The organism is Streptococcus sp. FSL K6-1323 (genome assembly GCF_038630745.1).
Classification (GTDB): domain Bacteria; phylum Bacillota; class Bacilli; order Lactobacillales; family Streptococcaceae; genus Streptococcus; species Streptococcus salivarius_D.
This window is the reverse complement of record NZ_CP152039.1, coordinates 1,194,584-1,208,647: the sequence shown is the minus strand read 5'-3', so window position 1 is coordinate 1,208,647 and position 14,064 is coordinate 1,194,584. Positions and strand designations below refer to the sequence as shown.

Here is a 14,064-nt window from a genome sequence, read left to right as displayed (position 1 = left end):
AATGATAATATCGCAATGCTACAACATGACTGATTTCAATAGAAGAGCCTAAAGTAAAAAGAGGCCGGTAGCTAAGGGAAAGCGTTCCTAGTTGAAAGCAATAGTATTACTTTTGATTCGATCATTCCTGATTTAGGAAATGTTTCACATGCTATTCAAAATCGTATGGCGTCTTGTAATGATAGGTAAGTGATTGCATTTTTTATTGGCTTTGTTTATAAGGGATGAAAACTCTTACTAAAAATGGTAAAATAATGCTAACTAGAGACAGTAAGGAGTAAATTATGACAATTGATTTTCGTGCCGAAGTTGATAAGCGCAAAGATGCTTTGATGGAGGACCTTTTTGGTCTTTTGCGTATTAACTCAGAACGTGATGACAGTAAGGTTGATGATAAGCACCCATTTGGTCCTGGACCAGTAAAAGCTTTGGAACATTTTCTTGCTTTAGCTGAGCGTGATGGCTATAAAACACGTAATATTGATAATTACGCTGGTGATTTTGAATTTGGTCAAGGTGATGAAGTTTTAGGTATTTTCGCGCACTTGGATGTGGTTCCAGCTGGGAGTGGTTGGGATACAGACCCTTATGAACCCGTAATCAAAGATGGCAAACTTTATGCTCGTGGATCATCAGATGATAAAGGTCCAACAATGGCTTGTTACTATGCCTTGAAGATTATCAAAGAACTAGGTCTCCCTGTATCTAAGCGTGTTCGCTTTATTGTTGGTACAGATGAAGAATCTGGTTGGGGTGATATGGATTATTACTTTGCTCATAATGGGTTGAAGGATCCTGATTTTGGTTTTTCTCCTGATGCAGAATTTCCAATTATCAATGGTGAAAAGGGTAATATTACAGCCTATCTTCATTTTGAGGGTCAAAATGATGGTGAATTTAGTCTTGTGTCCTTTAATGGTGGTTTGCGTGAAAATATGGTTCCTGAGTCTGCAAGTGCAGATTTTACTGGACCTATCACTTTGAAAGAACTTGAGGGCAAATTAGCCGACTTTGTTGCGGAACAAGAAGTAACTGGTCAAGTGACCGAAGAAGCAGGTGTTTTCCATGTGACTATTCATGGGAAATCAGCTCATGGTATGATGCCTCAAAATGGTATTAATGGGGCAACCTACTTGGCACTCTTCCTTAGTCAATTTGATTTCCAAGGCAATGCTAAAACGTATTTGGATATAATTGCTGAAACACTTCATAAAGATTTCTTTGCTGAAAAGACAGGTCTTGCATTTACAGATCCTAAGATGGGTGAATTGACCATGAATGCAGGTGTATTTAACTTCTCTAAGGAATCAGAAGATAATACGATTGCTCTGAATTTCCGCTATCCTCAAGGGGTTGATACGGACGCTATTAAGGCTGATCTTGAAAAACTCGAAGATCCTAAGGCGGTTAGTCTCTCAGAACATGGTCATGTGCCACACTATGTACCAGTTGATGATCCTATGGTGGAGACTCTTCTTTCAGTCTATGAGAAACAAACAGGCCTTAAAGGTCATGAACAAATTATTGGTGGCGGAACATTTGGACGTCTCCTCAAACGTGGTGTTGCCTATGGAGCTATGTTCCCTGGTTATGTCAACACGATGCACCAAGCAAATGAGTTTACTGAGGTCGAAGACTTGTACCGTGCAGCTGCCATTTATGCAGAAGCTATCTATGAGTTAATCAAATAAAAAAGAGAGACAGTTTTGTCTCTTTTTTGAGGAGGAAAATATGGAAACACTTGAAGAATTAACGCAAGCAATCATGTCCGATGAACAAAATAAAGCTTTTACGGAACAAGGTATAAAACCCTTGTTTACCATTCCAAAAACCGCACGAATTAATATTGTAGGACAAGCTCCTGGTATTCGTGCCCAAGAGTCCGGCCTTTACTGGAATGATCCTAGCGGTGATAATCTCAGGGATTGGATGGGTGTTTCACGCGAAGAATTTTATGAATCTGGCATGTTTGCTATTGTGCCAATGGATTTTTACTTCCCAGGCCATGGGAAATCAGGTGATTTACCTCCTCGCAAAGGATTTGCAGACAAGTGGCATGAGAAAGTTCTTGCTTTAGCTCCTGATATTCAATTGACGATATTAGTAGGTAACTATGCACAGCGTTACTATTTGCATCAAAAATCATCGGCAAAATTAACGGATACAGTTAAGCATTATAAAGATTATCTTCCAGAGTTTTTTCCTCTCGTTCATCCCTCTCCTCGAAATAATATATGGCAAGCCAAAAATCCGTGGTTTATGGAAGAAGTAGTCCCAGATTTGAAGAATTTAGTTAAAGATATTTTGATTAAATGATTTTTTTAGTCATTGATTCAGGGAGTGCCAAGTAAGCTTTATTCTGTCATCAAACTGAATATCCTAAACGTGTTCAAAATTGGATAGAAACTTTAAGGCTTTTAGTTAATCAGAATAAGGACAAATATTGTTTTCTAATATTTATCTTATTATACAATTTTCAGTTTATGTTGTTCTGAAGGTGTAAAACGAATACTATACAGTTATGCATTGAAGCTTATACTGCAATGATAAGAAAATCTAAACGAGTTACAGTATAGATGTTTGAGCCAATTGAAAAACTAAAGTAGTTAAGACCATGGTATAAAAAGCTAATTGTTGACTAGGTATAGAATCCTATGCTTGTTCAGTCAGCTAACTCATGATAGAGAAGATTGTCCTTCTTATAATTAAGGTGAACAATATAAATTTTTGGTCCATAGTAGGGAGGACTTTGCTAGCTTGTACAAAAAATGGATGGACAAGAAATTTAGTCAGAAAATATCTTACAATCAACCTCTTGTTCTATTGTTCAATAGTAGTGGGAGGTTTTTTATTATGGGAGAAGTTATGATTGAAAAATATTGTGTTATTGATTTTCACCGATAATCTATTAATCGTTGCATTATAGATGTTCACATATATACGAATAAACCTCGAAAAAGTTTGAAATGATGACCCTAGTTATAAAAAAAGGGGCCTTATCTTGGATTTTAGAAAGTCAAGTTTCGCGAGCTTTTTTGATGGAAAAATTATAACAATTAACTGACAATTCAAAATTAAATTTTAAAAATGTGAAAAAAAGCTTATAAAATAACAAAAAAAGGTAGATAATAAAAGCTCAATACCCTCATTGAATACGGTTTCTTCTTTTTTAAAAAGAATGACAATTGAAATAAAGTTATAGTAATGTTATAATTACTGTGGGAAATATCTAATTTTAATATTTAGGAGCATTTTATATGAGTTCGCGTACGAATCGTAAGCAGAAACGAACGGGTAAAAAAATGTGGGGAATGGTTAACATCGGGTTGACTATTCTGTATACTGTTTTAGTAGCATTTTTGTTATTCATTATGTTCAATTATAATTTCCTATCATTTAGGTTTTTGAACATTATTATCACTATTGGTTTATTGGTAGTTCTTGCCATTAGCATCTTCCTTCAGAAAGCTAAAAAATCAACGCTAGTGACTACTATTATTTTAGTAGTTTTTTCACTTATTTCTTTGGTCGGTGTCTTTGGTTTTAAACAAATGATTGATATCACTAACCGTATGAATCAAACGGCAGCATTTTCAGAAGTTGAAATGAGCATTGTTGTTCCTAAGGATAGTGACATCAAAGATGTGAATCAGCTTACTACCGTACAGGCACCTACTAAGGTTGATAAGAACAATGTCGACACTTTGATGTCAGCTCTAAAAAAAGATAAAAAAGTTGATGTCAAAGTTGATGATGTTGCTTCATATCAAGAAGCATATGACAATCTTAAGTCTGGCAAATCTAAAGCTATGGTCTTGAGTGGTTCTTATGCAAGCCTACTAGAGTCTGTTGATAGTAACTATGCTTCACATCTAAAAACAATCTATACTTATAAAATTAAAACGAAGAATAACAACTCTGCAAAACAAGTAGATTCAAAAGTCTTCAATATTTATATTAGTGGTATTGATACCTACGGTTCAATTTCAACAGTGTCACGTTCAGATGTCAATATCATTATGACAGTTAACATGAACACACATAAGATTCTCTTGACGACTACTCCACGTGATGCATACGTTAAGATTCCTGGTGGTGGGGCAGACCAGTATGATAAATTAACCCACGCAGGTATTTATGGCGTTGAAACGTCTGAACAAACTCTGGAAAATCTTTATGGCATTAAGATTGATTACTATGCACGAATTAACTTCACATCTTTCCTTAAACTGATTGACCAACTTGGTGGTGTGACAGTTCATAATGATCAAGCCTTCACGAGTCTTCATGGGAAGTTTGATTTCCCAGTGGGAGATATCCAAATGAATTCTGAACAAGCCCTTGGCTTTGTTCGTGAGCGTTATAGTTTGAATGGAGGTGATAATGATCGTGGTAAAAACCAAGAGAAAGTGATTTCTGCGATTGTAAACAAGTTGGCTTCACTAAATTCTGTATCAAACTTTACTTCAATCGTTAATAATCTTCAAGATTCTGTTCAAACGAATATGTCTTTAGATACCATTAATGCTTTGGCCAATACACAACTTGATTCAGGTTCTAAATTTACGGTGGCTTCTCAAGCAGTAACAGGTACAGGTTCAACTGGACAATTGACCTCTTATGCTATGCCAAATTCTAGTCTCTACATGATGAAACTGGATGATTCTAGTGTAGAAAGCGCCTCTCAAGCTATCAAAAAATTGATGGAGGAAAAATAAGTGATTGACGTTCACTCACATATTGTTTTTGATGTTGATGATGGTCCTAAAACTTTAGAAGAAAGTCTTGACCTCATTGGCGAAAGCTTTGCGCAAGGAGTGCGTACGATTGTTTCAACATCTCATCGTCGTAAGGGAATGTTTGAAACACCAGAGGATAAAATCTTTGCAAACTTTAAAAAAGTAAAAGAAGAAGCTGAAGCACTTTATCCAGACTTAACTATTTTTTATGGTGGTGAACTTTATTACACCTCCGACATTGTGGAGAAGCTTGAAAAGAAGCTCATTCCACGCATGCACAACACTCAATTTGCTTTAATCGAGTTTAGTGCTCGCACATCTTGGAAAGAAATTCATACTGGGCTTAGCAATGTTTTACGAGCAGGTGTGACACCAATTGTTGCTCATATTGAGCGCTATGATGCCCTCGAAGAAAATGCTGACCGTGTTCGAGAAATCATCAATATGGGCTGCTATACTCAAGTCAATAGTTCACATGTTCTAAAACCAAAGCTCTTTGGAGATAAAGATAAAGTAAGAAAGAAACGTGTTCGCTTTTTCTTGGAGAAAAATTTGGTTCATATGGTTGCTAGCGACATGCATAATCTTGGGCCGAGACCACCATTTATGAAAGATGCTTATGAAATTGTTAAAAAGAACTACGGCCCCAAACGTGCTAAGAATCTTTTTATTGAAAATCCCAAAACATTACTAGAAAATCAATATTTATAGGAGATATTATGAATCAAGATAACACTAAAAGTGTTGAAATCGACGTACTAGCATTGCTACATAAACTTTGGACGAAGAAGCTTTTGATTCTTTTCACAGCTTTTTATTTCGCTGCTTTCAGTTTCTTAGGTACTTATTTCTTTATCCAACCAACATATACATCAACAACGCGTATCTATGTTGTTAATCAGGCAACAGATAATAAGAATCTTTCTGCTCAAGATTTGCAAGCTGGTACCTATTTGGTAAATGACTATAAAGAGATTATTACATCAAATGATGTATTATCAGAAGTTATTAAAGATGAAAAGTTGAATTTGAGTGAGGCAGAACTGTCTAAAATGGTTTCAGTTAATATCCCTACAGATACTCGTCTTATTTCAATCTCAGTAAAAGCCAAAACTGGTCAAGATGCTCAAGTGCTTGCTAATAAAGTACGTGAGGTAGCGTCTAAAAAAATTAAAACTGTAACTAAAGTTGAAGATGTCACAACACTTGAAGAGGCTAAGTTGCCATCTTCACCATCTTCACCAAATATTAAACGGAACGTGTTACTTGGTGCTATTCTGGGTGGTTTTGTAGCAATTGTGGCTGTGTTAGTTCGTGAAGTTTTAGATGATCGTATTCGTCGCCCTGAAGATGTTGAAGACGTGCTTGAAATGACACTTCTTGGAATTGTTCCTGATACAGATAAAATTTAAGGAGAAGAAATGCCTTTATTAAAGTTAGTTAAATCAAAAGCAGACTTTGCTAAAAAGACGGAAGAGTATTATAACGCTATTCGTACAAATATCCAGTTTTCTGGTGCAAATTTTAAAGTGATTGCAGTAAGCTCTGTTCAACCTGGTGAAGGAAAATCAACAACATCTGTTAATTTAGCAATTTCCTTTGCTAGTGTTGGTCTTAGGACACTTCTTATCGATGCGGATACGCGTAATTCTGTATTGTCAGGAACATTTAAGTCAAATGAACCTTATAAGGGGTTGTCTAACTTCTTATCTGGGAATGCTTCATTAGGCGAAGTGATTTGTGAAACTGATGTTCCCGGACTTCATGTTCTTTCGTCAGGTCCAGTGCCACCAAATCCAACAAGTCTGTTACAAAATGATAATTTTGTACAATTATTAGAGATTGTTCGTGCTCAATATGATTACGTTATCATTGACACACCACCAATTGGTTTGGTGATTGATGCTGTTATTATTGCACACCAAGCAGATGCTAGTCTACTGGTTACAGCAGCTGGAAGAATTAAGCGTCGTTTTGTTACTAAGGCTGTAGAACAATTGCAACAAAGTGGCTCAGAGTTTCTTGGTGTTGTTTTGAATAAGGTGGATTTAGCGATTGATAAGTACGGCTCATATGGATCTTATGGCTCATACGGGTCTTATGGAGAGTATGGAGGCGATAAACATACTGAAAACAAGTCGAGAAAACATCGTCGAAAGAGAGGATAGAACTGTAAAAGTTGAAAGGGGGAAGGCAACTTTTTCATAACTTCCAAGTAAATTATTAAAAGGAAGAGAAGGAGTTTAAGGTGAAAGAAAAACAAGATATACGCCGTTTTGAGATTGGTATGGTCCAGTTGATAGTAGTTGCTTTTGTTGCATGGGGAGTCAGTAAAATTCCTTATTCAGAGATTGGCAAAAGTAGTATAGTACTATTAGCTGTAATTCATATGTTGACATATTATTTAAGTAACTACCATAATAATCTCAAGTATAGAGGATATTTACAAGAATTTGTGGCAACATTTAAATATAGTTTGTTATTTGTATTGATTGCTACGTTTATATCCTTTTTTTCAGACGGTGGTTTTTCTATATCTCGCCGAGGTCTCCTCTTTTTTGTTGTTCTAAATGCTTTGTTTCTCTATATAACAAATACGTGTTTAAAAATTTTTAGATCTTCAATTTATACGCGTCGTAAAGCTAATAAAAATATTCTTTTAATTACTGACAGAGCTAGATTGGATACTGTCTTGAGTCGGATGAGAGATAATATGGATGGTAAAATCACAGCAGTTTGTGTCCTAGATGATCCAAATTTTTCAGATCCTATTTTAAAAACTTTATCCAAGGAAAATCTTACTGAATATGCGACTCATTCAGTGGTAGATGAGGTGTTTGTTAATCTCCCAAGTGAGAAGTATAAGATATGGGATTTTATCTCTTCGTTTGAATTAATGGGTATCCCTGTATCTATCAATATTAATGTGATCGAGTTTTTGAGTGAGAGTGAAAAACGATTACAACAACTAGGGCCTTTTAATGTTATTACATTCTCTGCTCAATTCTATAGTTATGTTGACGTACTTGCAAAACGTTTGCTCGACATTGTAGGATCTTTAGTTGGCCTTGTAATTTGTGGGGTTGCAGGATTATTTCTTTACCCTCTTATTCGAAAAGACGGAGGACCAGCTATCTTTGTACAGAATCGTGTTGGACAGAATGGACGTATTTTTAGATTTTATAAATTCCGCTCAATGCGTGTTGATGCTGAGGAAATTAAAAAGCAATTGATGGATAAAAATCAAATGAAGGGGGGGATGTTTAAAATAGACAATGACCCCCGTATTACAAAAATTGGGCATTTTATTCGGAGAACTAGCTTAGATGAACTTCCACAATTTTGGAATGTATTAAAAGGGGATATGAGCTTGGTTGGGACACGTCCTCCAACAGTTGATGAGTATGAAAAATATACACCTGAACAGAAACGTCGTTTAAGTTTTAAACCTGGTATCACAGGTCTTTGGCAAGTAAGTGGACGAAGTGAAATCACTGACTTTGATGAGGTTGTTAAACTGGATGTTGCTTATATGGATGGGTGGACAATCTGGCGAGATATTCAAATCTTACTGAAAACGATTAAAGTTGTAGTAATGAAAGATGGAGCAAAATAAATAGTATGAAAAACAGAATTCAATTACTTGGCATTAATATTGATCCATTAACAATGAATGAAACGATTAGTGTTGTGGAACAATTTGTTTCAGATAAGAGGCCCCTTCACTTAATGGGAGTGAATGCTGATAAAATAAACCAGTGTCACTCTGATGACGAGATAAAGAGGATTGTCAACGAGTCTGAGGTTATCAATGCAGATGGAGCTTCTGTTGTAATCGCTGCTCGCTATTTAGGATACTCAGTACCTGAGCGTGTAGCTGGGATTGATTTGATGCAAGAACTGCTTGTTCTAGCCAATAAAAAAGGTTACTCTGTCTACTTCTTTGGAGCAAAAGAAGAAGTCTTAACCGATATGTTGGCCATTTTTAAAAAGAATTATCCGAATTTACAGGTAGTTGGCCATCGAAATGGTTATTTTTCTGCTGAAGAGGAAGAAATTATTCAAGAAGATATTCGAAAAAAAAATCCAGATTTTGTCTTTGTCGGCATTACTTCTCCTAAAAAGGAGTACTTGATCCAGAAGTTTATGGATAATGGAGTAAACTCTGTGTTTATGGGAGTTGGAGGAAGTTTTGATGTCCTATCAGGTCATATCAAGCGCGCGCCAATGTGGATGCAGAAAGCAAATTTAGAGTGGTTGTTTCGTGTGGCCAATGAACCCAAACGGCTCTTTAAGCGTTATTTTGTGGGAAATGTTAGTTTTATTTATAAAGTTGTAAAAGAGAAAAAGCGGGTGAAATAATGGGACAGTTTGAAGTCTTAAAAAAAATTCAAGAAATTGAGCTGGATGCTTTAAAAGAATTCAACAAGATTTGTAAAGAAAATAATCTAATGTTCTTCTTGAGAGGCGGAAGTGTGATGGGAGCAGTTAAATACCAAGGGTTTATCCCTTGGGATGATGATGTGGATATTGCCGTTCCCAGAGAAGATTATGATCAGCTACCACAAATTTTTGAAAATAAAATAATTGCAGGTAAGTATCAGGTTCTTTGTCATCAGTATTGTGAAGAATTACACTGTTATTTTCCACGTCTTTTTCTACTTGAAGATGAGAGAATAAAATTGGGACTACCCAGGAATACAAATCTTGGCTTGCATCTTATTGATATCATACCTCTTGATGGCGCTCCTAACAATAGTTTAGTCAGAAAGGTGTATTACCTTAAAGTGTATTGGTACCGTTTTTTAGCTAGTTTGGGAACAACTTATAAAGGCGATCATATTGATATGCATTCTAAAAAGCAGAAATTGCTGATTGGATTATTTAAAAAATTAGGTTTTGCAAAACTGTTTCCTCAAAATTCAGTATACAACCGACTGGATAGGTTGTATAAGCGATATGATTGGAAGAAACAACATTATGCTGGTACAGTAAATGCTTCTTTATTCACTAAAGAAGTGATGCCTTCCGATATTTGGGGAAAAGGTGTTTTTTTGAGATTTGAAGACACAGAGTATAGAGTTCCGTCTGATTATGATAGTTATCTGAAGAGGTTGTATGGTGAAAACTATTATTACGAAGAACCTGCTGAAGAAGATAGAAAGTCGCATATAGGAGGGTAAGAATTTGTTTTGTTATATTATTTTACATTACAAGGTTTATGATGAGACGGTTTCTTGTGTGAAATCTATACAGGAAAGTAATTGCAATCAGAAAAAAATAATCATCATTGATAATTTCTCAAATAACGGAACAGGTGAACAGTTACAGGAATTTTATAAAGATGATGAAGAAATTGATGTGTTAATAAATGATAAAAATTTAGGATTTGCTAGAGGAAATAATGTCGCTTATCAATATTCTAAATTCAAATATAAACCGGATTTTATTGTCATTATGAACAATGATGTAGAAATAGAAACTAACAATTTTGAGGAAAAAGTTAGTGAAATATATGAGCGAGAAAAATTTCATTTACTCGGTCCTGATATTTATTCAACGACTTATCATCTTCATCAGAATCCAAAACGATGTTCGCATTATACTTATGATGAAGTCAAGAAACTGAATCAAAAATTTAAAAAAGAAAGTCAGATTAGTCTTTCTTTGAAAATAAAGTGTTGGCTTAAAGCAAGTAAAAAATTACGAACACTTATCTATCAGAAAAGAAGAAACTCAGAAACCAATTATAAGAAAACCGTCGTAAATCCAATTTTACATGGCTCTTTTATCGTATACTCTAAAGATTATATAAAAAATGAGGAGTTTGCTTTTAATCCAAATACGTTTTTCTATTTTGAAACAGAAATTCTGGACTATGAATGTGAAAAAAAAGGATACAAGCGTTTATATACACCAGAGATTAAAGTTCTCCATCATCAAAATGTTGCGACAAATCAGGTATATTCAAATTTGGTAGAAAAAACCATCTTTTCAAACAAGTGTAATTTTGAATCTACTAGTTATTTCTTAGAATTGATGGGGAAGGAAAAATAACATGAAAAAAATACTTTATGTAATGAACGTTGAGTGGAATTGGATAAAACAACGACCTCACTTTATTGCAGAAGGATTGTCTAAGAATCACCATGTGGAAGTTCTTTATCGGTATTGGTATAATAGAAAAGGTCTTACTCTAAATAGGAATGAAAATAGTGTGAAGCTTTCTCGAATTTATAGTATCCCCTTTGTAACTAGATTTGCAAAACTTAAGGCAGTAAATGATTGGATTGTTTCCCGAAAGATAAAAAAAGTAGCTAGAAAGTTTGATCCAGATATTGTTTATTTAACACATCCTAATCAATTTGAGAAATTTGATAATAACTATAAAGGAAAGGTCATTTATGACTGTATGGATTATCATACTGCTTTCATTACTGAAAATAACGAGCAGCAACGAATCAAGAAACTTGAAACTAAATTAATTGCTAGGGCAGATCTAATTTTAGTATCTAGTGAAAGATTACTATCAAATCTGTTGAAAGATTATCAAGAGGTACTAGATGAGTCTAAAATTGAAGTTGTTAGAAACGGCTATAATGGAGATGTATTGGATGTTCCGGCTGAAAAAAGAAAAGCAAAAAAATATGTTTTAGCTTATGTTGGTACAATAAGTCATTGGTTTGATTTCGATATTTTGTTGAAAAGTTTAAAAGATTTTAAGAATATTGAATATCGTTTGATAGGACCAGTAAGTGGAGTTACAATTCCCGAAAATGAAAGAATAAAGTATGTTGGTAGTGTAGATCACAAAGATATCTATTCTAATATCAAAGATGCTGATGCGTTGATTATGCCATTTAAATTAAATGATATTGTGGAAGCAGTTGATCCCGTAAAATTGTATGAGTACATAAACTTTAATAAGGATATCTTGACGATAAGTTATAAGGAGATAGAAAGATTTAGTAAATTTACTTATTCTTACGATGGTTATGACGAATTTAAGAGTCAGCTTGAAATATTAATGCAATCAAAAGAAATTAAATACAATGAAAAGATGAGAGAAGATTTCTTGAATTGTAATAGTTGGGAAAATCGAATTTCAAGAATAGAAGCATTGATTGAAAAATTATAATCTGTATTTAACATATTCTGGGAGGAAAAATTGAGAAGCTTTCGTATAGAATTAATGGAGCTGTTGTATTACATTTCTGTAGCATTTTCGGTGGGATTATTCTTGTTTTTAAATGTAAGTTTATTTATTCATAGGAATTTACTTACACTTATCTCTATTTTTATTATTATCCTTATGCTTCCACTTTTAATAGCTAATAGAAGGTATATATCTAGGTCTGCGTTTTTTTTTGGTGCTGCATATATTTTGTGTGTATTATTTTCATCGATAAAAGCCGCAAGTTCTTATTCTTATTCATTTATCGAATATTTTTATGCTATAAGACAATATATTTGGGTTTTATTATTCTTTACTTTAATTTATTTATTTGGGAATAATGAAAAAAAGATGAAACGAGTAATTGATAATACAATAAACATTTTACTTGTTTCATTGGTTATTCGTTTTATATCATGGCTGTCATTTTCATTACTTAAATTTCAATTGTTTCCAAAAATATTGATGGAGTTTGGAAAGTTATGGTATAGAAATGAAACTTCTATTCGAATTGATGGCACACCTCTAATTTCTATAGCACTTTTTTTATCCTTTTACTTTTTCTTAAAGTATGGTGAAAGAAAGTATTTTTATAAACTACTTTTTATGATGATTTTTGTAGTTTTTGTAAATCAAACTCGTATGTTAATCTTCCCTCAGTTGTTATCAATGTTTTTAATGTATTTATACTATAAAAAACCTTATATGCATTTTTATCTTTTTTGTATTATTGCAGGAATAGTATGCTTTTTATTAACTGGTGGCTTAGACTTGATAAAAGGGTATATTAATCTGTTTAATAATGGATCTACTGATTTGGGCTTAGGATTTAGATATTGGGAACTTAAGTATTATTTGAGTTTGTTGAGAGACAATCATTGGATATACGGATTAGGTATATTAACCTCCTTAAACGCAAATAGTTTTTCTATACTGTTTGGTCCCGGTATGGTTCAGATGTATCTTGACGACTTGGGATTCGTAGAACTTTTCGTTCAATTTGGAATACTTTCTTTCTTTTTATATGGTTATTTGATATATAAATTGGTGACCTTGATAAGAAGAACAAAGAATAAAAAATATATATGTGAATGTTCTCTATTTATAGGTTTGTTGACTAACATATTGGTAACTGCCGCATCATTAAACATATTTGGTAGTCAGAGGATTTACTCTTTAGTGTTGATCTTTGCATTAATATTCTTTTATGATTATCAGTTGACTAAGGAGAGATAAATGTTAAATAAAGTATGTTTTATCATTCTAAATTATAATAATTACACCGATACGATTAATTGTATTCATAGTTTACAGTCAACGATTCGACGTGATATGTACGACATTATTGTAGTTGATAATAACTCTTCTAATGATAGTGTTAGTCAATTGAGAAAATGCTTGAATGATGTTGAAATTATTCCCAATAAGGTGAACCGAGGATATGCTAATGGTAACAACATTGGTATAAAAATTGCTGAAAGCCGAGGATATATATATATATGTATATTAAACAATGATACTGTTATTGATATTGATTTTTTAACACCCTGTGTTGATTTCTTGAAGAATGATAGTTCAATTGCTTTTATAAGTCCAGCACTTGTGGAATATAAAGATGATGATTTAGTTCAATCTACTGGAGGTGATATTTGTATTGAAAAAGGATACGTTAATCTGAAAAATAATAAAGTTTCAAGAAGAAAATTACCTCCCATTGTTGAGAGCGATTATATCGGTGGTGCCTGTATGTTATTCAGAACTGAAGTTCTTAAAAAGTTAGGGTATATACCGGAGAGTTATTTTTTATTTTATGAGGAGACCGAGTGGTGTTACAAGGCCAAAGAACAAGGGTTTAAAAATATATGTCTAACGGACTACTATATTTACCACAAGGGATCGGTATCTATTAATGCTATAAATGGATTACAAGAGTATTTGATGAATAGAAATAAAGTAGTTTTCGTTAAAAGAAATATAAATAGCAAAATTAAATATATTAGATTTCTGATGTATCTACTTTTTAGATTTACTTATCGTCTTCTTTTAGGAAAAGAAAAAAATATTAAGATTATTAGGTATTACGTTGATGGTATAAGAGGAGTAATTGATTCGAAATATCCGTTTATTGTGATTGAAAATGATTAATATATT

Annotated in this window: 13 protein-coding genes; all 13 read left to right on the top strand. The window is 33.5% G+C overall.

Annotated elements, in window-relative coordinates; translation table 11 throughout:
* Positions 1–284 precede the first annotated feature (284 nt).
* The 13 genes from pepV to NST80_RS05305 all read left to right on the top strand — a co-directional run bounded on the left by pepV (position 285) and on the right by NST80_RS05305 (position 14,058).
* Positions 285–1,691, top strand: a complete 1,407-nt coding sequence (gene pepV, locus NST80_RS05365; RefSeq protein ID WP_004182589.1) for a dipeptidase PepV — start codon at positions 285–287, stop codon at positions 1,689–1,691.
* Between the two features lie 40 nt (positions 1,692–1,731).
* Positions 1,732–2,316, top strand: a complete 585-nt coding sequence (locus NST80_RS05360) for a uracil-DNA glycosylase family protein (protein WP_004182588.1) — start codon at positions 1,732–1,734, stop codon at positions 2,314–2,316.
* Between the two features lie 941 nt (positions 2,317–3,257).
* A complete protein-coding gene (locus NST80_RS05355) occupies positions 3,258–4,718 on the top strand; it encodes an LCP family protein (protein WP_004182587.1) in 1,461 nt (486 codons plus the stop codon).
* Complete coding sequence (gene cps4B / locus NST80_RS05350) at positions 4,719–5,450, top strand: capsular polysaccharide biosynthesis protein Cps4B (RefSeq protein ID WP_004182586.1); 732 nt, start codon at positions 4,719–4,721, stop codon at positions 5,448–5,450. It begins immediately after the preceding gene.
* A gap of 8 nt (positions 5,451–5,458) precedes the next feature.
* Positions 5,459–6,151: a capsular polysaccharide biosynthesis protein gene (locus tag NST80_RS05345; protein WP_004182585.1), complete on the top strand. Its 693-nt coding sequence runs from the start codon at positions 5,459–5,461 to the stop codon at positions 6,149–6,151.
* 9 nt (positions 6,152–6,160) lie between these two features.
* On the top strand, positions 6,161–6,907 hold the full coding sequence (locus NST80_RS05340) for a tyrosine-protein kinase (RefSeq protein WP_004182584.1): 747 nt from the start codon (positions 6,161–6,163) through the stop codon (positions 6,905–6,907).
* Between the two features lie 80 nt (positions 6,908–6,987).
* A complete protein-coding gene (locus tag NST80_RS05335; RefSeq protein WP_004182583.1) occupies positions 6,988–8,355 on the top strand; it encodes a sugar transferase in 1,368 nt (455 codons plus the stop codon).
* Positions 8,356–8,360: 5 nt separating this feature from the next.
* Entirely contained in the window at positions 8,361–9,101 is a 741-nt protein-coding gene (locus NST80_RS05330) for a WecB/TagA/CpsF family glycosyltransferase (protein ID WP_004182582.1), read from the top strand.
* Positions 9,101–9,922 carry a LicD family protein gene (locus NST80_RS05325; protein ID WP_004182581.1) on the top strand — a complete coding sequence of 274 codons (822 nt, stop codon included), beginning with the start codon at positions 9,101–9,103 and terminating at the stop codon, positions 9,920–9,922. Before NST80_RS05330 ends, NST80_RS05325 begins: the two co-directional genes overlap by 1 nt.
* A 4-nt stretch (positions 9,923–9,926) precedes the next feature.
* Complete coding sequence (locus tag NST80_RS05320; RefSeq protein ID WP_004182580.1) at positions 9,927–10,796, top strand: glycosyltransferase; 870 nt, start codon at positions 9,927–9,929, stop codon at positions 10,794–10,796.
* Between the two features lies 1 nt (position 10,797).
* Positions 10,798–11,877 (top strand): glycosyltransferase, encoded by a 1,080-nt coding sequence (locus tag NST80_RS05315; RefSeq protein WP_045769158.1) that lies wholly within the window; start codon positions 10,798–10,800, stop codon positions 11,875–11,877.
* A gap of 30 nt (positions 11,878–11,907) precedes the next feature.
* Positions 11,908–13,149: a hypothetical protein gene (locus NST80_RS05310; protein ID WP_037605573.1), complete on the top strand. Its 1,242-nt coding sequence runs from the start codon at positions 11,908–11,910 to the stop codon at positions 13,147–13,149.
* Entirely contained in the window at positions 13,150–14,058 is a 909-nt protein-coding gene (locus NST80_RS05305) for a glycosyltransferase family 2 protein (protein WP_004182577.1), read from the top strand.
* Positions 14,059–14,064: the final 6 nt, after the last annotated feature.